This is a genomic window from Microbacterium sp. MMO-10, from assembly GCF_037148715.1.
Classification (GTDB): Bacteria; Actinomycetota; Actinomycetes; order Actinomycetales; family Microbacteriaceae; genus Microbacterium.
Genome location: NZ_JBBCSV010000002.1, coordinates 767,171 through 787,610 on the forward strand (window position 1 = coordinate 767,171; position 20,440 = coordinate 787,610).

Below are 20,440 nucleotides of genomic sequence, written 5' to 3' on the forward strand. Positions count from 1 at the left end.
GCGGTGCGGCTCCTCCGACATGGGAGACTAGGGGAATGCTCCGCGTGCTCACGGCCGGCGAATCGCACGGCCCCGAACTCATTGCCGTCATGGAGGGCCTGCCCGCGGGCGTGCCCCTGTCCCGCGAGGCGATCCAGGCCGATCTGCAGCGCCGCAAGCTCGGCTACGGGCGTGGATCCCGGATGAAGTTCGAGCAGGACGAGCTGACGATCTCCGGCGGAGTGCGTCACGGCTTCTCGCTCGGCAGCCCGATCGCGATGCGCATCGGCAACACCGAGTGGCCGAAGTGGGTCGAGGTGATGAGCGCCGATCCCGTCGAGCTGACGGACAAGTCCCGTGGGCGCAGCGCCGCACTGACCCGTCCGCGGCCCGGCCACGCCGACCTCGTCGGCATGCAGAAGTACGGCTTCGACGAGGCCCGGCCGATCCTCGAGCGGGCGAGCGCCCGGGAGACCGCGGCACGCGTGGCCCTCGGCGCGGTGGCCCGCGCATTCCTCGGCGAGCTCGGGATCCGCCTGGTCAGCCACACGCTGTCGATCGGCCCTGTGCAGGTTCCCGAGGGATCCGCCCTGCCGACCCCCGATGACGTCGATGCACTGGATGCGGATCCGCTGCGCTGCTTCGATCGCGCGACGAGCGAGCTGATGGTGGCGGAGGTCGACGCCGCCCGCAAGGACGGCGACACCCTCGGCGGCATCGTCGAGGTGCTCGCCTACGGCCTGCCGCCGGGGCTCGGCTCACACGTGCACTGGGACCGCAGGCTCGATGCCCGCCTCGCTTACGCCCTCATGGGGATCCAGGCGATCAAGGGCGTCGAGGTGGGCGACGGCTTCGAGACCACCCGCCGGCGCGGCTCGGCCGCGCACGACGAGCTCTTCGCGACCGACGACGGCATCAGCCGCGGCTCCGACCGCGCCGGCGGCACGGAGGGCGGCATGTCCACGGGCACCGTGCTGCGCGTGCGCGCGGGCATGAAGCCGATCGCGACGATCCCGCACGCGCTGCGCACCGTCGACGTCGCCTCGGGGGAGCAGGCGACCGCGCACCACCAGCGCTCCGACGTCTGCGCCGTCCCGGCAGCGGGCGTGGTCGCCGAGGCCATGGTCGCGATCGAGCTCGCGAACTCCGTGCTGGAGAAGTTCGGCGGCGACAACGTGGCCGAGACCCGGCGCAACCTCGAGGCGTACCTCGCCGCCATCCCCGACGAGCTGCGCACCACGCCGGCGTCCGAGGCGGCGCTGATCCTGCACGATGAGCTCGGCTGAGTCCGCGGCGCCGGAGGTGCTCGTGCTCGTGGGCCCCATGGGCGCGGGCAAGACCAGTGTCGGCCGGAGGGTCGCGAGGACGGCGGGCTGGCGCTTCGTCGACACCGACAAGGCGATCGTCCGCGAGCACGGATCCATCCCGGCGATCTTCGCCGAGCACGGCGAGGATCGGTTCCGCGAGTGGGAGCGGGAACAGGTGGCCGAGGCGATCGCCGGCGGCGGCGTGATCTCCCTGGGCGGGGGAGCGGTGCTGTCCGAGGACACGCGCGTCCTGCTGCGCACCGTCCCCGTCGTGATGCTCACGGTCTCCCCGGAGGCCGTGGCGGAGCGGATCTCGGGTACGGATCGGCCGTTGCTGCACGGCGAGGAGGACCCCGTGCAGCGCTGGACGAGGATCTTCGCGGAGCGCCGTGCGCTGTACGAGGAAGTCGCCGATGCGCGCTTCGACACGTCACGGGTGCCGATGTCGCGGGTGGCGGATCAGATCGTGGAATGGATGAGAGGACGGGCATGAGCGCCCAGCAGAACGAGACGCCGGACGACGGCACCACGACGATCACGGTGACGGGGAGCACCCCGTACGAGATCACGGTGGGTCGGGACATCCTCGATCGCGTCTCCGCGGAGCTGGCGCCCTCGGTGCGCAAGGTGCTGGTGGTGCACCCGCCGACGCTCGCGGATCGTGCCGCGGAACTGCGCGACCGCATCCTCGCGGACACCGCGAACGGTCCCCGTGAGGTGCTGCTCGCCGAGATCCCGGACGCCGAGCAGGGCAAGCGCATCGAGGTCGCCCAGTTCCTCTGGCAGATCATGGGCCAGGCCGACTTCACCCGCACGGATGCCGTCGTCGGCTACGGCGGGGGCGCGGTCACCGATCTCGCCGGCTTCGTCGCCGCCACCTGGCTGCGCGGGGTCCAGGTCGTGCAGGTGCCGACCACGGTCCTGGGCCTGGTCGACGCGGCGGTCGGCGGGAAGACCGGCATCAACACGAACGAGGGCAAGAACCTCGTCGGCGCCTTCTGGGCCCCCCGCGCCGTGATCGGCGATCTCGACCAGTTGTCCAGCCTCAGTCAGAACGAGGCCACGGCGGGCTTCGCCGAGGTGGTCAAGGCGGGCTTCATCTGGGCGCCTGAGATCCTCGACATCATCGAGGCGGATCCGTCGCGCGCCGTGGACCCGCTCACGCCGGAGTTCCGTCGCGCGGTCGAGCTCGCGATCGGGATGAAGGCGACGGTCGTCTCCGACGACTTCCGCGAGGACGGCCAGCGCGAGATCCTCAACTACGGCCACACGCTCGGGCACGCGATCGAGCACGCGGAGCGGTACCGCTGGCGTCACGGCGCGGCGATCTCGGTCGGCATGCTGTTCGCCGCCGAGCTGTCGCGGCTCGCGGGGCGTCTCTCCGACGACGACGCGAACCGGCACCGCACGGTGCTCGAGTCGCTCGGACTCCCCACCTCCTACCGCGGAGGCGCCTGGCCGACGCTCCTGTCGACGATGCAGCGCGACAAGAAGAGCCGCGGCGGCATGCTGCGCTTCATCGTGCTCGACGGCATCGCGAAGCCGACGGTGCTGCAGGCTCCGGATGAATCGCTCCTGTTCGCCGCCTATCAGGAGGTCGCCGAGTGAGCGTCACCGTGCGCCGCGTCGAGGCGGGCGAATGGCAGCAGGTGCGCGAACTGCGGCTCCGGGCGCTGCGGGATCCGATCGCGGAGCTCGCGTTCCTGGACACGTATGAGAACGCCTCGGCCCAGCCGGACGAGTTCTGGCAGCATCGCACCGCGCAGGCCGCCGAGGGCGGGCCGAACTGCCAGTTCGTCACGATCGCCGAGGACGACGCCTGGTCCGGCTCGGCGACGGTGATCGGCAGCCGGGACGCCGCGGAGTCGGCGCTCGTCGTCGGGGTGTACGTCGCGGACGGACATCGCGGCGCCGGAGCCATCGAGGCGCTGCTCGACGAGTGCGCCGCCTGGGCGGCGGAGGGCGGCTTCACCGGCCTCACCCTCGAGGTGCACGTCGACAATCATCGCGCCCAGGCCGCCTACGAACGCTGCGGCTTCACCCGCACCGGCGAGATCACCGAACTCGAGAACGGCCAGGAGTACGTGATGGTGCGCCCGGTCCTGCCCTCCTCCCGCTGATACCGTGACCCTGTGACCACGCCGCGCCGCCTCCTGCTCGTCAACGGGCCGAACCTCAACCTGCTGGGCCGGCGCGAGCCCGGGATCTACGGATCCGCGACGCTCGCCGACGTCGAGCGGATCGCCGCGGACGCGGCGGCCGCGTACGGCTATGAGATCCGGGCGGTGCAGAGCAACCACGAGGGCGTCCTGCTCGATGCGATCCACGCTGCGGCGGACGACTGCGCCGGCATCGTCATCAACGCGGGGGCCTATACGCACACCTCGGTCGCGCTGCGCGATGCGCTCACCGGCGTCGCGCTGCCGTTCGCCGAGGTGCACATCTCCGACGTCTACGCGCGCGAGGAGTTCCGGCACCACTCCTATCTCACCGACGTCGCCGCGGTGCACGTGGTGGGGGAGGGCGTGCAGGGCTACGCCACCGCGACGCGCCGGCTGATCCTGCTGATCGCGGGCCAGGCCGACGGCTGACACCACGGTGCCCTTCTGGCCTCCCATCGGCCCTTCGGTGGGCATCCCGTAAGATGGGACGTCGGCCGATCGGCCGCGCAGACTTCAGGAACGGACTTCTCAGACCCATGGCATCCACCGCAGACATCAAGAACGGCGTCGTCCTCTCCATCGACGGCCAGCTCTGGAACGTCATCGAGTTCCAGCACGTGAAGCCGGGCAAGGGCGGCGCGTTCGTGCGCACCAAGCTGAAGAACGTCGTCAGCGGCAAGGTGGTCGACCGCACCTACAACGCCGGCGCCAAGATCGACATCGAGAACGTCGACCGCCGCGACTTCACCTACCTGTACACCGATGGGGACAACTTCGTCTTCATGGACCAGGAGGACTACGACCAGATCAACGTCGCCGCCGCGACCGTGGGCGACGCCAAGAACTTCATGCTGGAGAACCAGTCGGTGCAGATCGCACTGAACAACGGCAACCCGCTCTACATCGAGCTGCCGGCCTCCGTCGTCCTCGAGGTCACCTACACCGAGCCCGGCCTGCAGGGCGACCGCTCCTCGGCGGGCACCAAGCCCGCGACCCTCGAGACCGGCTACGAGATCCAGGTGCCGCTGTTCCTGGAGACCGGCACCAAGGTCAAGGTCGACACTCGCACGGGCGGCTACCTCGGCCGCATCAACGACTGACGCGTGGGCGCTCGGACCAAGGCGCGCAAGCGCGCCCTCGACATCCTCTTCTCCGCGGACGTGCGCGGTGACGACCTCGCGGTGACCCTGGCGGCCGAGGCCAAGCGTGCGGCGGCCGAGCCCGCCCGCGAGGGATCCTGGCTGTACGGCCGCGAGATCGTGGACGGGATCATCGACCACCGCGACGAGATCGACGAGCAGATCACCACGCACAGCCGCGACTGGAAGCTCGAGCGGATGCCGGCCGTGGACCGTGCGCTGCTGCGCATCGGCGTGTGGGAGATCCTGCACAACGACGAGGTGCCCACCGCCGTCGCGATCGACGAGGCCGTGGAGCTCGCGAAGGAGTTCTCCACCGACGAGTCCGGCGCGTTCGTGCACGGCGTGCTCGCGCGCGTCGCCCGTTCCGCCTGACCGGTCGCGCGACGTCCTCCCTCTTCGGGCGTGTCCTTTCTTCTTCGGGGCGCAGGAACCGGGTATTCCGGTCCTGCGCCCCGAAGCGTCTCCGGACGTTCCGAGGACGGGACTGCGGTGTCCGTAGCCCGCGCCAGGATGGGTCATCATGAGTTCCGCTGACGCCGACGACTGGCGCGTCCTGCTGCCCTCCGCCGCCGCACGCGGAGTTCCTCTGGCGCTCGGCGTCGAGTTGCGCCGCCGCGACAGGGCGGACTCCCGGCACTGGGGATCGCGCCCGCTGCGGACGGCGACCGCGCGCGATCTGGCGAGGGATCCGGGCGAGCTGTTCCTCGCCGTCCGCCCGCTGCGCCGCAATGACGCCGACGACGCCTGGGTGCAATCCGACGCCGACTGGGACGCGGTGCGCCGCCCCGGGACGCGGTACGCCCCCGCGCACTCGCGCTGGTTCGCCGACCTGCTCAGCATCTCCCGGGACTCCCTGCTCTCCGGCACGGCGGGCGACTGGCTGCTGCTGGATCCGGTGGCCTCTCCGCTGCTGTGGCCGCACCTGGGCTCGGCGGCGGACGTCGGCATCCCGATGGTGCCCACCGAGCGCGGCACCCGGCTGCGCTGGGCGGACGATGTCCGCATCGCGGTGGACCTGGCCGCCTCCCGGGGCGGCGGGCTGACCGTCGTCGCGTCGACGGTGGTCGACGGCGAAACGCTCGAAGGAGCGACGACCCGTCCCATCGGCTCCGGCGGCGTCTACGCCCACGGGGTGCTCGGCGCCGACATCGATCTCGTGCTGGCACCGACGGCGCTCACGGACAGCACCCGCGCACTGCTCGCGTCCCCGGACGGCGTGAGCGTGGCGCCCGTCGACCGGGCGGTGTTCTTCCGGGAGGCGTACCCGCTGCTGCGACGCGGTGCGGACGTCCGCGCGGGCGCCGGAGTGAGCCTGCCGGAGCCGCCGCGCCCGGTGCCGATGCTCATGCTCGACTTCCGCCCCGCCGATGTCGTGGCCTACGAACTGTGCTGGGACTATCCCGGCTACCGGCGCTTCCCCCTGGACGAGAGGGCCGCGGAGTCCGCGGTCCGCGACGGCGCCGCGGAGGCGCAGCGCCGTCCGGCGGTGATCGCGGATTGGACGGCGATCACCAGCCTGCCGTTCGCGCTCAGCGGCACACTCGGCGATGCCGACGCCGCCGAGTTCGTCGCGGTGTTCGCCCCCGCGCTGGAGGAGTGCGGGATCGTCGTCGAGCGCTCGGGCGTTCCCCGCGCCTATCCCGAGCTCACCGGCGACCCCGCGATCACCGTCAACGTCGTGGAGAGCACCGACCCCGATTGGCTCGACCTCGGCTTCGTGGTGCGCATCGACGGGCGCAGCATCCCGTTCGAGCCGCTGTTCCGTGCCCTCGCGCTGCGCCAGGGCAAGCTCAAACTCGTCGACAACACCTGGTTCTCCCTGCGGCACCCGGCGTTCGACCGGCTCAAGGAGCTCCTCGACGAGGCCGCCGAGCTCACCGAATGGGAGGCGGGGCCGCGGATCCCGCGCACCCGGCTCGCGCTGTGGGAGGACTTCGAGGATCTCGCGGACGAGACGGTGTCGGCCCAGGGCTGGCGGGCGGCGGTGCAGACGCTGCGCGCCGATCCCGGCAGCGACCCCGTCCCGCTCCCGGCCGGCATCAGCGCAGAGCTCCGGCCCTATCAGCACGAAGGCTTCACGCGCCTCGCCCGGCTCTGGCAGCACCGGCTGGGCGGGATCCTCGCCGACGACATGGGGCTCGGCAAGACGGTGCAGCTCCTGTCGCTCATCGCGCACGCCCGCGAGGAGGACGTCACGGGCGGCGGCCGGGATGCGCCGTGGCTGGTGGTCGCGCCGACCTCGGTGCTGCCGGTGTGGCGGCGCGAGGCGGAACGCTTCGCCCCGGGCTTGAAGGTCGTCGTCGCCGACCGCACCAGGGATGCCGCGGGCGTCGGCCTGGCGCCGCTCGTCGCCGGCGCAGACGTCGTGATCACGTCGTACACGCTGCTCCGCCTCGATGCGGAGGAGTTCGCGGGGCAGCGCTGGGCCGGGGTGGTGCTGGACGAGGCGCAGCATGTGAAGAACCCCGCCACGAAGCAGCACCAGGCGGTGGCGGCCCTCGACGCCCGGGCCGTGTACGCGGCCACCGGCACGCCGCTGGAGAACGGCCTGGCGGAGCTCTGGGCGATCCTGAGCCTCTCGTCGCCGGGGCTGTTCCCCTCCGCCCGGAAGTTCCGCGAGGACTTCATCCAGCCGATCGAACAGGGCAAGGTGCCGGAGAACGCCGAGGGTGCGCCCTACCGCCGCGCACGCATCGCGTTGCTGCGCCGGCGGATCCGGCCGTTCCTCATCCGCCGCACCAAGGAGCTGGTGGCGCCCGAACTGCCCGAGCGCCAGGAGCAGGTGCTGCGCGTGGAGCTGAGCCCTGCGCACCGTCACCGCTACGACACCGTGCTGCAGCGCGAGCGGCAGAAGATCCTCGGCCTGCTGCCCGATCTCGATCGGCAGCGGTTCATCGTCTTCCGCTCGCTCACGATGCTGCGGATGCTGAGCCTCGCGCCGGTACTCATCGATCCGGACGACACCGGGGTCGCCTCGCGCAAGCTCGAGGAGCTCGCGGAGCGGCTCATCGAGCTGCGGGCGGAGGGCCATCGCGCCCTCGTCTTCAGCCAGTTCACCTCGTTCCTGGGGCTCGCCGCCGAGCGCCTGCGCCGTGCGGGGCTGCGGGTCTCCTACCTGGACGGATCCACGCGCGACCGCGACCGCGTGGTGCAGGAATTCCGCGACGGCGATCAGGATGCGTTCCTGCTCAGCCTCAAGGCCGGGGGCACCGGGCTCACCCTCACCGAGGCCGATTACGTGTTCCTGCTGGATCCCTGGTGGAACCCGGCGGCCGAGGCGCAGGCGGCCGATCGCGCGCATCGGATCGGCCAGATCCATCCGGTCTTCATCTACCGGATGATCGCAGCGGACACGATCGAGGAGAAGGTGCTCGCCCTGCAGCAGCGCAAGGCGCGGCTGTTCTCCGCCGTCCTCGACGACGAGGACCTGTTCGCGCAGCAGCTCACGGCCGACGACATCCGCGAGCTGCTGAACTGAATCCGCTCCTTCATTGCGATCCCGGTTAAGCACGGTCCGTCTCCAGGTCGCTCGCGAGCCTCCCCGGTAGGATCAACAGGTCCACACAGGAGGAGAAGCATGCGGATCACGGGACTCGGACACGCCGGGATGTTCATCGAGACGGCCGGCGGGAACATCATCTGCGACCCCGTGCTCGGTCCGTCGTTCTACGGATCCTGGTTCCCGTTCCCGGACAACCGCGGTCTCGACTGGGAGCGTCTCGGGCGCGAGGCGGACTTCCTCTACGTGTCGCACCGGCACCGCGACCACTTCGATCCGCGCCTGCTGGAGCGCTACATCCGCAAGGACATCGAGGTGCTGCTGCCGGAGTACCCGACGGACGACCTCGAGCGGGATCTCCGCGCGCTCGGGTACGACAACATCACGTACGCGCCGGCGGGGGAGATCATCGAACGCGGCGAGCTGAAGATCATGATCACGCCGCTGCGCGCCCCCAGCGACGGACCGATCGGGGACTCCTCGCTGAGCGTCGACGACGGCTCCGGCTCGGTGCTGAACCAGAACGACTCCCACCCGCTCGACCTCGAGAGCCTGCTGAAGTTCGGCAAGCCGGACGCGTACTTCACCCAGGTCTCGGGCGCGATCTGGTGGCCCATGGTCTACGACCTGCCGCTGGATGCCAAGCAGAACTTCGCGCGCCTCAAGCGCGAGGCGCAGAACAAGCGCGCGATGTACTACATCGAGAAGGTCGACGCGCCCCACGTGTTCCCGATGGCGGGCCCGCCCATGTTCCTGCGCGACGAGCTGTTCGACTTCAACGGCACCGGCCGCAACGGCGAGTCGATCTTCACGGACCAGAAGCAGTTCCTCGCCCACATGCACGAGCTCGCGCCGCAGTACGACGGTCACCTGTTCGTGCCCGGGACGGTCGTGACCGTGGCGGAACGCACGGTCGCCTCCGTCGAGCAGACCCTGTACTCCGAGGAGGAGCTCCTCCACATCTTCGACGAGAAGTGGGACTACCTCGAGGAGCAGCGGGCGAGCCGTCAGCAGGAGCTGCGCGACGAGGAGGCCCGGCGGGCTCCGGTCCTCCCGCCCGAGGAGATGCTCGCGGCGATCAAGGAGTGGTGGGAGCCGCTGCTCAAGAAGTCGCGCACCATCCGCCTCGGCGTCGGCGGCAACGTGCGCTTCCGGATCGGCGACCTCGACATGGTGGTCGACTTCCCCCGGGCCAAGGTGCGCGAGTACGCGGGGGAGGAGTGCATCTACTGGTACACGATCCCTGCCGACCTGGTCTCGACGAACATCGCCGACCACGAGATCGACTGGTCCAACTCGATCTTCCTGTCGATGCAGTTCTCGGTGGGACGCAGCGGGAAGTTCAACGAGTTCCTCACGACGTTCCTCAAGTGCCTCTCGGTCGACCGCATCGAGTACGTCGAGAACTGGTATCAGGAGCAGACCGACCAGACCGAGGACGCCGAGATCGGCGACTGGGTCGTGCAGCGGCGCTGCCCGCATCTGCGCGCGGACCTCACCCGCACCGGCTCGGTCGACGAGGACGGCGTGCTCACCTGCAGCATGCACGACTGGAAGTGGGATCTGAAGACCGGCCGATGCCTGTCGACGAGCGGTCACCCGATCCGGTCGGCGAAGCTCGATCCCGTCACGGAGGCGGCGCTGAGCGAAGCCCCCTGAACGCGCGGGGTTCTGTACCACTCACGCGCCGAGCGGTACACTGGACGCATGGCCACCACACTCCCGCGCATCCAGGTGACGCAGACGCCCGAACTCGCCGCGGGACTCGAACTGGCCGCGAAGGAATGGCCGGGGGCGTCCCGGTCGGAGCTCGTCGCACGACTGGCTGAGGCGGGAAGCGAGACCCTGGCGGCCAAGCGCGCGGCACGGAGGGCCGAACGGCGCAAGGTCCTGGAAGAGACCCGCGGCAAGTATGCCTATCCGCCGGGCTACCTCGAAGAGCTCCGCAAGGACTGGCCCGAATGATCGTCGTCGACGCGAACGTCATCATCGCGTTCTGGACGCCCGACGACCCGCACGCCGATGAGTCGATGGAGATCCTCGATACCGAGGAGGATCTGGTGCTGCACCCCGTCACGTTGGCGGAAACGCTGGTGTGGCCGGTGCGAGAGGGGCGCGAGGACGAAGCGGTGCAGGACATCGCCCGGTTGGGCGTGGAGCGCCACGCGCCTCTCCTGGACGAACCGGTTCGCGTGGCGAGGCTCTGTGCCGAGTCCCGGCTCAAGCTGCCGGATGCCTTTGTGCTCGCGACGACGGAAGAGCTGGGTGCCACACTAGCGACGTTCGACCAGCGTCTTGCCGACGTCGCTCGTGAGCGTGGTGTGCCCGTGCTCGGCGCCTGAGCAAACCAGGTAGACTCGGTTCATACTTCAGAAGCAACCTTTAACACCGTCCCGTGAGGCGGAGAAGGGAGCCGGTGGATGAGCGCACGCATCGTGCTGCAGGAAGCCGACATCAGGCGCGCCTTGACGCGCATCGCCCATGAGATCCTCGAGTCCAATCGAGGAGCGGAGGATCTGGTCCTCCTGGGCGTCCCGACCCGCGGGGTCCCGCTCGCCGAGCGCCTCGCGCTGCTGATCACCGAGATCGCGCAGACCGCCGTCCCGGTCGGCTCGCTCGACGTGACGCTGTTCCGCGACGATCTCGCGAAGCATCCGACCCGGTCCCCGCACCGGACGGACATCCCCGCCGGCGGGATCGACGGCAAGACCGTCGTGCTCGTCGACGACGTGCTCTTCTCCGGACGCAGCATCCGCGCCGCGCTCGATGCGCTGCAGTCGATCGGGCGCCCGGCCGTGGTCCGGCTCGCGATCCTGGTCGACCGCGGGCACCGCGAGCTGCCGATCCGTCCCGACTTCGTCGGCAAGAACATCCCCTCGTCCCGCACCGAGCGGGTGAACGTGCGCCTGCGCGAGGACGACGGCGAGGAGTTCGTCTCGATCGAGGGAGGGGACGAATGAGGCACCTGCTCGACACGCGCACCCTGGCGCGTGAGGACGCCCTGCGGATCCTCGACATCGCCGAGGACATGGCGGACACGCAGTCGCGCGAGGTGAAGAAGCTGCCGACCTTGCGCGGCAAGACGGTCGTCAACCTCTTCTTCGAGGACTCGACCCGCACCCGCATCTCGTTCGAGGCCGCGGCCAAGCGCCTCTCGGCGGACGTCATCAACTTCGCCGCGAAGGGATCGAGCGTCTCCAAGGGCGAGAGCCTCAAGGACACCGCGCAGACCCTGCAGGCGATCGGCGCGGACGCGGTGGTCGTGCGCCACCCGGCATCCGGAGCACCGCGCACCCTGGCCACGAGCGGGTGGATCTCCGCGGGTGTCGTCAACGCCGGCGACGGGACCCACGAGCACCCCACCCAGGGCCTCCTCGACGCCTACACGATCCGAAAGCGCCGGTTCGGCGCGGACAGCCGCGGACGCGACCTCAGCGGCCTCCGGGTCGTCATCGTCGGCGACGTGCTGCATTCGCGCGTCGCCCGGTCGAACGTCTGGCTGCTCTCGACGCTCGGTGCGGAGGTGACCCTGGTGACGCCGCCCACGCTCATCCCGCAGGATGTGAGCTCCTGGCCCGTGCGCGTGCTGTACGACCTCGACACGGCGCTGGCCGAGGAGCCGGACGCGGTCATGATGCTGCGGATCCAGCTCGAGCGCATGCATGCCGCCTTCTTCCCCTCCGAGCGCGAGTACACGCGACGCTGGGGCCTGGACGCCGCCCGCCTGCGTCTCCTTCCCGACGATACGATCGTCATGCACCCCGGCCCGATGAACCGCGGTCTGGAGATCTCCTCCGAGGCCGCCGATTCCGCGCGCTCGACGGTGCTCGAACAGGTCGCCAACGGAGTCTCGGTGCGGATGGCCGCACTGTACATGCTGCTGGCCGGAGCCCCGGCGGGCCCTTCGACAGGCTCAGGGACCAGGACCGAGGACAACGAGATGAATCGAGGAGACCGATGACCGAGAGCCTGCTGTTCCGAGGCGCCAAGATCCTCGGCACCGATTCCGCGGACGTCCTCGTCCGGGACGGGCGCATCGCCGAGATCGGCTCCCGCGTCTCCTCCGCCGGAGCGCGCGTCATCGACGCCGACGGCCTGGTCGCCCTGCCCGGCCTCGTCGACCTGCACACGCACCTGCGCGAACCCGGCTACGAGGCCAGCGAGACCGTGCTCTCCGGCACCCGCGCCGCCGCGGCCGGCGGATTCACGGCCGTGTTCGCCATGCCGAACACGTCCCCGGTCGCCGACTCGGCCGGCGTCGTCGAGCAGGAGCTCGCCCTCGGCGAGGCCGCGGGCTACGCCACGGTTCAGCCGATCGGCGCCGTCACCGTCGGGCAGAAGGGGGAGCGGCTCGCCGAGCTCGGCGCCATGGCCTCTTCCCGCGCCCACGTGCGCGTCTTCAGCGACGACGGCTTCTGCGTGTGGGATCCGCTCATCATGCGCCGCGCACTCGAGTACGTGAAGGCGTTCGACGGAGTGATCGCCCAGCACGCGCAGGATCCGCGGCTCACCGAGGGGGCGCAGCTCAACGAGGGCGCCGTCTCCGCCGAGCTCGGCCTCGCCGGGTGGCCGGCGGTCGCCGAGGAGTCGATCATCGCCCGCGACATCCTGCTCGCGGAGCACGTCGGATCCCGGCTGCACGTGTGCCACCTGTCGACCGCGGGCTCGGTCGAGCTCATCCGCTGGGCGAAGAAGCGCGGAGTCGCGGTCACCGCCGAGGTCACCCCGCACCACCTGCTGCTGACCGATGAGCTCGCCCGCGGCTACGACGCGCGGTTCAAGGTCAATCCGCCGCTGCGCACCCAGGAGGACGTCCTCGCCGTGCGCGAAGGCCTCGCCGACGGCACGATCGACATCGTCGCCACCGACCATGCGCCGCACCCGAGCGAGGCGAAGGCCTGCGAGTGGCAGGCGGCCGCGAACGGCATGGTCGGTCTCGAGTCCGCGCTGCGGGTCGTGCACCAGGCCATGGTCCAGACCGGACTGCTGGACTGGTCCGACGTCGCCCGCGTCATGAGTTCCGCCCCGGCGCGGATCGGATCCCTCGCCGGCCACGGCACGCCGATCGAGGTCGGGCAGCCGGCGGAGCTCACGCTCTACGACGCGGACGCGCAGGGCGTGTTCGCGGAGACGGATCTGCGCGGTCAGAGCACGAACTCCCCGTATCTGGGCCGCGAGCTGCCGGGCTCGGTGCGCTGGACGGTCCACCGCGGGTACACGACGGTGGAGGACGGCGTCCTGGTGGAGCTCGGCTCGTGAACCAGCAGATCGCCGGCGCGGTGGTCCTCGGTGTCGCCGTGCTGCTCATCCTCGCCGGGGTCTGGGCGTGGCGCGCACGGCTGCGCCGCGACTCGGGACTCACGGCGCCGCTCGGCGTTCCCGAGCACGCCGAGGTGCAGGCGCGGTACGAGACGCTCTACGTGGCGACGACCAGGCACGACCAGTCCCTCGAGCGGCTCGCCGTCCGGCCGCTCGTCTACCGCGCCCGCGGCGAGCTCACGATCACCGACCGCGGCGCCGCGCTGAGCCTGGACGGATCGCCCACGGTGTTCCTCGCCTCCGCGCGCATGATCGGCGCGGACCGGGCGACGGTCACGATCGATCGCGTGGTCGAGCCGGGCGGCCTCATCCGTCTCGCCTGGCGCACGGACGACGGCACCGTCGTCGACAGCTACCTCCGCATCACCGGGGACATCGGCAACACGGACGTCTCCGGCGCCGCCCTCGCCGACCTCCAGCGACTCATCAGCTCGCAGCGCCCCGACGCTGCCTCCGAGACAGGAGAATCCGCATGACCCTTTCCCACGATTCCGCCGTGCTCGTCCTCGAGGACGGCACGCGTCACGTCGGGCGCGCCTACGGCGCCCGCGGCACCACCCTGGGCGAGGTCGTCTTCGCGACCGGCATGTCCGGGTACCAGGAGACCCTCACCGACCCGTCCTACGCCGGCCAGATCGTGCTCCAGACGGCCCCGCACATCGGCAACACCGGCATGAACGACGAGGACCCCGAGTCCCGACGCATCTGGGTCGCCGGGTACATCGTGCGCGACCCCTCGCGCGTCGTGTCGAACTGGCGGGCGAACGCCTCGCTCGACGACACCCTGGTGCGCGACGGCATCGTCGGCATCAGCGGCATCGACACCCGCGCGGTGACCCGCCACATCCGCTCCGCCGGATCCATGCGCGGCGGCATCTTCTCCGGGGCGGACGCCGCGCTGGAGGCCGACGAGCAGCTGCGCCGCGTGACCGAGGCGCCGGAGATGGCCGGGCAGAACCTGTCCGCCCAGGTCTCCGTCGACGTGGCCGAGGTGACCCCCGCGACGGGGGAGCGGATCGGCAACCTCGCCGTGCTCGACCTCGGCGTCAAGCAGTCCACGCTCGACAACCTCGCCGCCCGCGGGTTCGACGTGCACGTGCTGCCGCAGTCCTCCGCGTTCGCCGACATCGCCGCGATCGAGCCGGTCGCGGTGTTCTACTCGAACGGGCCGGGAGACCCGTCCGCATCCGACGCGCAGGTCGCGGTGCTCCGAGAGGTCCTCGATGCGGGCCTGCCGTACTTCGGGATCTGCTTCGGCAACCAGCTGTTCGGCCGCGCCCTGGGGCTCGGCACCTACAAGCTCACGTTCGGCCACCGCGGCATCAACCAGCCGGTGCTCGACAAGGCCACGGGCCGGGTCGAGATCACCGCGCACAACCACGGCTTCGCGGTCGAGGCGCCCATCGAGGGATCCTTCGACAGCCCGCACGGCTACGGCAAGGTCGAGGTCAGCCACGTCGGCCTCAACGACCAGGTCGTCGAAGGGCTCCGCGCCCTGGACATCCCGGCCTTCTCGGTGCAGTACCACCCGGAGGCCGCGGCCGGCCCGCACGACGCCAACTACCTCTTCGACCGTTTCCGCGACGTCGTCGTCGCCCACCTCGCAAAGAAGGACAGCAAGTAATGCCCAGGCGCGACGACATCCACTCCGTCCTCGTCATCGGATCCGGCCCGATCGTCATCGGTCAGGCCTGCGAGTTCGACTACTCCGGCACCCAGGCGTGCCGCGTCCTCCGCGAGGAGGGCGTCCGCGTCATCCTCGTGAACTCCAACCCGGCCACGATCATGACGGACCCGGACTTCGCGGACGCGACCTACATCGAGCCGATCACCCCCGAGGTCATCGAGACCATCATCGCCAAGGAGAAGCCGGACGCGATCCTGCCGACCCTCGGCGGCCAGACCGCCCTCAACGCCGCCATGGCGCTGCACGAGCAGGGGATCCTGGAGAAGTACGACGTCGAGCTCATCGGCGCGAAGGTCGACGCCATCCAGAAGGGCGAGGACCGCCAGATCTTCAAGCAGCTCGTGCTGGACGCCGGCGCCGACGTCGCCGCGTCCGTGATCTGCCACACGATGGACGAGCTCCTGGCCGGCGCCGAGAAGCTCGGCTATCCGCTGGTCGTGCGCCCGTCCTTCACGATGGGCGGTCTCGGATCCGGCTTCGCCTACGACGAGCAGGATCTGCGCCGCATCGGCGGCGCCGGCCTGCACGACTCGCCCACCACCGAGGTGCTCCTGGAGGAGTCGATCCTCGGCTGGAAGGAGTACGAGCTCGAGCTCATGCGGGACACCGCCGACAACACGGTCGTCGTCTGCTCGATCGAGAACGTGGACCCCGTCGGCGTGCACACCGGCGACTCGATCACGGTCGCCCCGGCGCTCACGCTCACCGACCGCGAGTACCAGAACCTCCGCGACATCGGCATCGACATCATCCGCGCGGTCGGCGTCGACACCGGCGGCTGCAACATCCAGTTCGCCGTGAACCCGGAGAACGGCCGTGTCATCGTCATCGAGATGAATCCCCGCGTGTCCCGCTCCTCGGCGCTGGCCTCGAAGGCGACCGGCTTCCCGATCGCCAAGCTCGCCGCGAAGCTCGCCCTCGGCTACCGTCTCGACGAGATCCCGAACGACATCACGGGTGTCACCCCGGCGAGCTTCGAGCCCACGCTCGACTACGTCGTGGTCAAGGCGCCGCGGTTCGCGTTCGAGAAGTTCCCGGCGGCGGACGCCACCCTCACCACGACCATGAAGTCGGTCGGCGAGGCCATGGCCATCGGGCGCAACTACACGACCGCGCTGCAGAAGGCGCTCCGGTCGCTGGAGAAGCGCGGATCCTCGTTCCACTGGGGTCAGGAGGACCGCAGCGTCGAGGAGCTCCTCGAGATCTCGAAGACGCCGACCGACGGACGGATCGTCGTGCTGCAGCAGGCGCTGCGCAAGGGCGCCACGATCGAGCAGGCCTTCGACGCGACCGCGATCGACCCCTGGTTCATCGACCAGATGGTGCTCATCAACGAGGTCGCCGAGCAGATCCGCACCGCACCCGAGCTCGACGCCGACACGATCCGGCTCGGCAAGGACCACGGCTTCTCCGATGCGCAGTTCGCCGAGCTCCGCGGCCTCACCGAGGCCGAGGTCCGGGGAGTGCGGCACGGACTGGGGATCCGCCCGGTCTACAAGACGGTCGACACGTGCGCGGGCGAGTTCCCGGCACTCACGCCGTACCACTACTCGAGCTACGACAGCGAGACCGAGGTCACGCCCTCCGACCGCACCAAGGTCGTCATCATCGGGTCGGGTCCGAACCGCATCGGACAGGGCGTGGAGTTCGACTACTCCTGCGTGCACGCGTCCTTCGCGCTGTCCGAGGCCGGGTTCGAGACGGTCATGGTCAACTGCAACCCGGAGACGGTCTCGACCGACTACGACACCTCCGACCGCCTCTACTTCGAGCCGCTCACGCTCGAGGACGTGCTCGAGGTGCTGCACGCCGAGGCGCAGTCGGGACAGATCCTCGGGGTCGTCTGCCAGCTCGGCGGACAGACGCCGCTGGGGCTCGCGAAGGGGATCGAGGCCGCGGGCTACACCGTGCTCGGCACGAGCCCCGAGGCGATCGACCTGGCCGAGGAGCGCGAGCTGTTCTCCCGTCTGCTCGACGACGCCGGTCTCGTGGCCCCGCGCAACGGCACCGCGATCGACGTGGAGGGCGCTGTCGCGGTCGCCGAGGAGATCGGCTACCCGGTGCTCGTGCGCCCCAGCTTCGTGCTCGGCGGCCGCGGCATGGAGATCGTCTACGACACCCCGGCGCTGCGCGACTACTTCGTGCGCACCGCGGGCGAGGTCATCATCGAGGAGGGCAAGCCGCTGCTCGTGGACCGCTTCCTCGACGACGCGATCGAGATCGACGTGGACGCGCTGTACGACGGGATCGAGCTCTACATCGGCGGTGTCATGGAGCACCTCGAGGAGGCCGGCATCCACTCCGGCGACTCGAGCTGCACCCTGCCTCCGGTCTCGCTCGGTCGCACCGACATCGACCGCGTGCGCGAGGCCACTCTCGCGATCGCGGAGGGCGTCGGGGTGCGGGGACTGCTGAACGTGCAGTTCGCCATCAGCGCCGGAGTCCTCTACGTCATCGAGGCCAACCCGCGGGCGAGCCGCACGGTGCCCTTCGTCTCGAAGGCGCTGGGCATCCCGCTCGCGAAGGCGGCGAGCCGCATCCTGTCCGGCTCCACGATCGCCCAGCTCAAGGGCGAGGGCCTGCTGCCGGAGGACGACGGATCCCGCGTGCCGCTGGGATCGCCCGTGTCGGTCAAGGAGGCCGTGCTGCCGTTCAAGCGGTTCCGCACCGCCGACGGTCGTATCGTCGACTCCGTGCTCGGCCCGGAGATGCGCTCCACCGGGGAGGTCATGGGCATCGACCGCGACTTCCCGACCGCCTTCGCGAAGAGCCAGGCGGCGGCCTACGGCGGCACGCCGACGTCGGGCACCGTGTTCATCTCGGTCGCGGACGCCGACAAGCGCGCCGTCATCCTGCCCGCGCACAGGCTGCACCAGCTCGGCTTCACCATCGTGGCGACCACGGGCACCGCGGAGATCCTCTCGCGAAACGGCATCCCGGTGACGGTCGTGGAGAAGTACAGCGAGACCCAGACGAACGGGGAGACGAACATCGTCGACCTGATCGATCAGGGAGCGATCGACATCATCGTGAACACGCCGTCCGGCGGCGCGGCGCGCGCCGACGGGTACGAGATCCGCGCGGCCGCGGTCGCCGCGGACAAGGCCCTGTTCACGACCATCGCGACGCTCGGCGCCGCGGTGAGCGGGATGGACGCCGCCGACAAGGGCTTCGAGGTGCGTAGCCTCCAGGAGTACGCCCAGGATCGTCTGGCCCGCGCGTGAACGAGGGCTTCGGTTCCCGGCTGCGCTCCGCGATCGACCGCCACGGCCCGCTCTGCGTCGGGATCGACCCGCACGCGGCGCTCCTGGACTCCTGGGGGCTGCCGCAGAGCGCCGAGGGCGTCCGAGCCTTCGGGCTCGCGGTCGTCGACGCCGCCGCCGGTCGCGTCGCGGCGATCAAGCCGCAGGTGGCCTTCTTCGAGAGGTTCGGCTCTGCCGGGTTCGCCGCGCTGGAGGACGTGCTCGCGGCGGCCCGCTCCGCGGAACTCCTGACGATCGCCGACGCCAAGCGGGGCGACATCGGCACCACGATGGCCGGGTATGCGCAGGCGTGGCTGGCGCCGGGAGCACCGCTGGAAGCGGATGCGCTGACGATCAGCCCGTACCTCGGCGGCGGCTCCCTGGCCGAGGCGATCACGCAGGCGCTGCCTGTCGGCAAGGGCGTGTTCGTCCTGGCCGCGACCAGCAACCCTGACGGCGCCTCGGTGCAGCAGGCGCGCACCGACGTGCCGGGGGAGACGGTGGCGCTGCGCGTCACCCGCGACGTGACGGCACTGGACGTGGCGGGGACGGCGCTCGGATCGGTCGGGCTGGTCGTCGGAGCGACGATCGACCGGTCGGCGTTCGCGCTCGACGACGACACACTGCGGACGGTGCCGCTGCTGGCCCCGGGATTCGGCGCGCAGGGCGCGACACCCGCGGATCTGCGTGCGAGATTCGGTACGCTGGCAGGTAACGTCCTGGCTTCCGAAAGCCGGAGCATCCTGTCCGCTGGTCCGGACGGGATCGCAGCGACGATCGAAGAGCGCGCCGCGCGCTACCAGGAGGTCATGGGTGGTTGAACCGGCAGGGCGCGTCGTGCCCGAGGTCGATCGCGTCGCCGCTGCTCGCCGAGCGGTCGAGCGCCGGCGCGCGCGGGCGTCGCTGAAGCGCGACCTGACCATGCGCGTGGTCGCCCCGCAGGACGTGATCGCGGCCGCCGCGGCGGATCCGCATTCCACCGCCGGATCGCTGCGCGTTCCGGACTTCCTCACCGCCCTGCCGGCGATCGGCGCAGGAAAGCGCGACCGCATCCTCGCCGACCTGCAGATCTCGCCGGTCAAGCGCCTCGGCGGCCTCGGCACCCGGCAGCAGCAGGCGCTGCGCACCTGGGTCGACGGACGGTTCCCGCTCCCCGCCCCGCGCGAGGGCCGCAGCAGACTGCTCGTGCTCGCGGGACCGACCGCCGTCGGCAAGGGCACCGTGGCGGCGCACATCCGGGAGAACCATCCCGAGATCCACCTCTCCGTGTCGGCGACGACCCGTGCGCCGCGCCCGGGGGAGCAGGAAGGCGTGCACTACTTCTTCGTCGACGACGCCGAGTTCGACCGGATGATCGCCGAGGGCGAGCTGCTCGAGCACGCGACCGTCCACAACAAATTCCGCTACGGCACCCCGCGCAAGCCGATCGAGGCGGCGCTGGCCGAAGGCAAGACCGTGCTGCTCGAGATCGATCTCCAGGGCGCGCGTCAGGTCCGGGCCGCCGACCCCTCTGCCAATCTCGTCTTCCTGCTGCCGCCCTCCTGGGACGAACTGGTCCAGCGGCTCGTCGGCCGCGGCACGGAGGATGCCGAGGAGAGGACCCGCCGGCTGCGCACGGCGAAGGTCGAACTGGCCTCGCAGAGCGAGTTCGACCACCGGGTCGTGAACGAGGACGTCGCCACGGCCGCCCGCGAGGTCGTAGAATTGACCTCAGACTCTGTGCGCTGACGGGTCGCCGGGCTCCGAAGGGCACGGCAACCGGCCGAGCAGCACCCCGCAATCCTCTCCGCGACGCCACGTCGCCAGACTCAGGAGGTCCACCATGGCCGGAAACAACCAGGGCATCATCGACCCGCCGATCGACAACCTGCTCGACCGCGTCGAGTCGAAGTACGAGCTCGTGATCTACGCGTCCAAGCGCGCCCGTCAGATCAACGACTACTACTCCGACCTGCACGAGGGCAACCTCTTCGACAACGTGGGACCGCTGGTCGACTCCTCGGTCGAGGACAAGCCGCTGACGATCGCCCTGCACGAGATCAACGAGGACAAGCTCCGCATCCGCCACGCGGAGTGAGCTGAGCCCGCGCGGTTTCAGACTGG

Annotated in this window: 20 protein-coding genes; all 20 read left to right on the forward strand. The window is 70.4% G+C overall.

Features of this window, described 5'->3' with window-relative positions; all coding sequences use genetic code 11:
- Nucleotides 1–35 precede the first annotated feature (35 nt).
- A complete protein-coding gene (gene aroC, locus WFJ17_RS08010; RefSeq protein ID WP_336648118.1) occupies nucleotides 36–1,265 on the forward strand; it encodes a chorismate synthase in 1,230 nt (409 codons plus the stop codon).
- Nucleotides 1,252–1,779 carry a shikimate kinase gene (locus tag WFJ17_RS08015; RefSeq protein WP_336648119.1) on the forward strand — a complete coding sequence of 176 codons (528 nt, stop codon included), beginning with the start codon at nucleotides 1,252–1,254 and terminating at the stop codon, nucleotides 1,777–1,779. Before aroC ends, WFJ17_RS08015 begins: the two co-directional genes overlap by 14 nt.
- Nucleotides 1,776–2,894, forward strand: a complete 1,119-nt coding sequence (gene aroB / locus WFJ17_RS08020) for a 3-dehydroquinate synthase (RefSeq protein ID WP_336648120.1) — start codon at nucleotides 1,776–1,778, stop codon at nucleotides 2,892–2,894. The genes WFJ17_RS08015 and aroB overlap by 4 nt, the downstream gene beginning before the upstream one ends.
- On the forward strand, nucleotides 2,891–3,406 hold the full coding sequence (locus WFJ17_RS08025; protein ID WP_251439701.1) for a GNAT family N-acetyltransferase: 516 nt from the start codon (nucleotides 2,891–2,893) through the stop codon (nucleotides 3,404–3,406). Before aroB ends, WFJ17_RS08025 begins: the two co-directional genes overlap by 4 nt.
- A gap of 12 nt (nucleotides 3,407–3,418) precedes the next feature.
- Nucleotides 3,419–3,877, forward strand: coding sequence for a type II 3-dehydroquinate dehydratase (gene aroQ, locus WFJ17_RS08030; protein ID WP_251439703.1), 459 nt, complete (start codon nucleotides 3,419–3,421; stop codon nucleotides 3,875–3,877).
- A 107-nt stretch (nucleotides 3,878–3,984) separates the two neighbouring features.
- On the forward strand, nucleotides 3,985–4,548 hold the full coding sequence (gene efp, locus WFJ17_RS08035; RefSeq protein ID WP_251439705.1) for an elongation factor P: 564 nt from the start codon (nucleotides 3,985–3,987) through the stop codon (nucleotides 4,546–4,548).
- A gap of 3 nt (nucleotides 4,549–4,551) precedes the next feature.
- Entirely contained in the window at nucleotides 4,552–4,962 is a 411-nt protein-coding gene (gene nusB / locus WFJ17_RS08040) for a transcription antitermination factor NusB (protein ID WP_233309511.1), read from the forward strand.
- A 148-nt stretch (nucleotides 4,963–5,110) separates the two neighbouring features.
- Nucleotides 5,111–8,068: a DEAD/DEAH box helicase gene (locus WFJ17_RS08045; RefSeq protein WP_336648121.1), complete on the forward strand. Its 2,958-nt coding sequence runs from the start codon at nucleotides 5,111–5,113 to the stop codon at nucleotides 8,066–8,068.
- A 99-nt stretch (nucleotides 8,069–8,167) separates the two neighbouring features.
- Nucleotides 8,168–9,748 (forward strand): Rieske 2Fe-2S domain-containing protein, encoded by a 1,581-nt coding sequence (locus WFJ17_RS08050; protein ID WP_336648122.1) that lies wholly within the window; start codon nucleotides 8,168–8,170, stop codon nucleotides 9,746–9,748.
- Between the two features lie 48 nt (nucleotides 9,749–9,796).
- Nucleotides 9,797–10,054, forward strand: a complete 258-nt coding sequence (locus tag WFJ17_RS08055) for a hypothetical protein (protein WP_251439708.1) — start codon at nucleotides 9,797–9,799, stop codon at nucleotides 10,052–10,054.
- Nucleotides 10,051–10,431 (forward strand): type II toxin-antitoxin system VapC family toxin, encoded by a 381-nt coding sequence (locus tag WFJ17_RS08060; RefSeq protein ID WP_292887197.1) that lies wholly within the window; start codon nucleotides 10,051–10,053, stop codon nucleotides 10,429–10,431. The genes WFJ17_RS08055 and WFJ17_RS08060 overlap by 4 nt, the downstream gene beginning before the upstream one ends.
- A 78-nt stretch (nucleotides 10,432–10,509) precedes the next feature.
- On the forward strand, nucleotides 10,510–11,049 hold the full coding sequence (pyrR, locus tag WFJ17_RS08065; RefSeq protein WP_295033009.1) for a bifunctional pyr operon transcriptional regulator/uracil phosphoribosyltransferase PyrR: 540 nt from the start codon (nucleotides 10,510–10,512) through the stop codon (nucleotides 11,047–11,049).
- A complete protein-coding gene (locus WFJ17_RS08070; RefSeq protein ID WP_251439716.1) occupies nucleotides 11,046–12,050 on the forward strand; it encodes an aspartate carbamoyltransferase catalytic subunit in 1,005 nt (334 codons plus the stop codon). The genes pyrR and WFJ17_RS08070 overlap by 4 nt, the downstream gene beginning before the upstream one ends.
- On the forward strand, nucleotides 12,047–13,348 hold the full coding sequence (locus WFJ17_RS08075) for a dihydroorotase (protein WP_336648123.1): 1,302 nt from the start codon (nucleotides 12,047–12,049) through the stop codon (nucleotides 13,346–13,348). Before WFJ17_RS08070 ends, WFJ17_RS08075 begins: the two co-directional genes overlap by 4 nt.
- Entirely contained in the window at nucleotides 13,345–13,884 is a 540-nt protein-coding gene (locus WFJ17_RS08080) for a PH-like domain-containing protein (protein ID WP_251439720.1), read from the forward strand. Before WFJ17_RS08075 ends, WFJ17_RS08080 begins: the two co-directional genes overlap by 4 nt.
- A complete protein-coding gene (gene carA, locus WFJ17_RS08085) occupies nucleotides 13,881–15,032 on the forward strand; it encodes a glutamine-hydrolyzing carbamoyl-phosphate synthase small subunit (RefSeq protein ID WP_336648124.1) in 1,152 nt (383 codons plus the stop codon). The genes WFJ17_RS08080 and carA overlap by 4 nt, the downstream gene beginning before the upstream one ends.
- A complete protein-coding gene (carB, locus tag WFJ17_RS08090; protein ID WP_336648125.1) occupies nucleotides 15,032–18,319 on the forward strand; it encodes a carbamoyl-phosphate synthase large subunit in 3,288 nt (1,095 codons plus the stop codon). The genes carA and carB overlap by 1 nt, the downstream gene beginning before the upstream one ends.
- The gene (gene pyrF, locus WFJ17_RS08095) at nucleotides 18,316–19,158 is read left to right on the forward strand and encodes an orotidine-5'-phosphate decarboxylase (protein ID WP_336648126.1); all 843 of its coding nucleotides are present in this window, start codon (nucleotides 18,316–18,318) and stop codon (nucleotides 19,156–19,158) included. Before carB ends, pyrF begins: the two co-directional genes overlap by 4 nt.
- Nucleotides 19,151–20,065, forward strand: a complete 915-nt coding sequence (gene gmk, locus WFJ17_RS08100) for a guanylate kinase (RefSeq protein ID WP_251439733.1) — start codon at nucleotides 19,151–19,153, stop codon at nucleotides 20,063–20,065. Before pyrF ends, gmk begins: the two co-directional genes overlap by 8 nt.
- A gap of 94 nt (nucleotides 20,066–20,159) precedes the next feature.
- Nucleotides 20,160–20,414, forward strand: coding sequence for a DNA-directed RNA polymerase subunit omega (gene rpoZ, locus WFJ17_RS08105; protein WP_251439735.1), 255 nt, complete (start codon nucleotides 20,160–20,162; stop codon nucleotides 20,412–20,414).
- Nucleotides 20,415–20,440 lie beyond the last annotated feature (26 nt).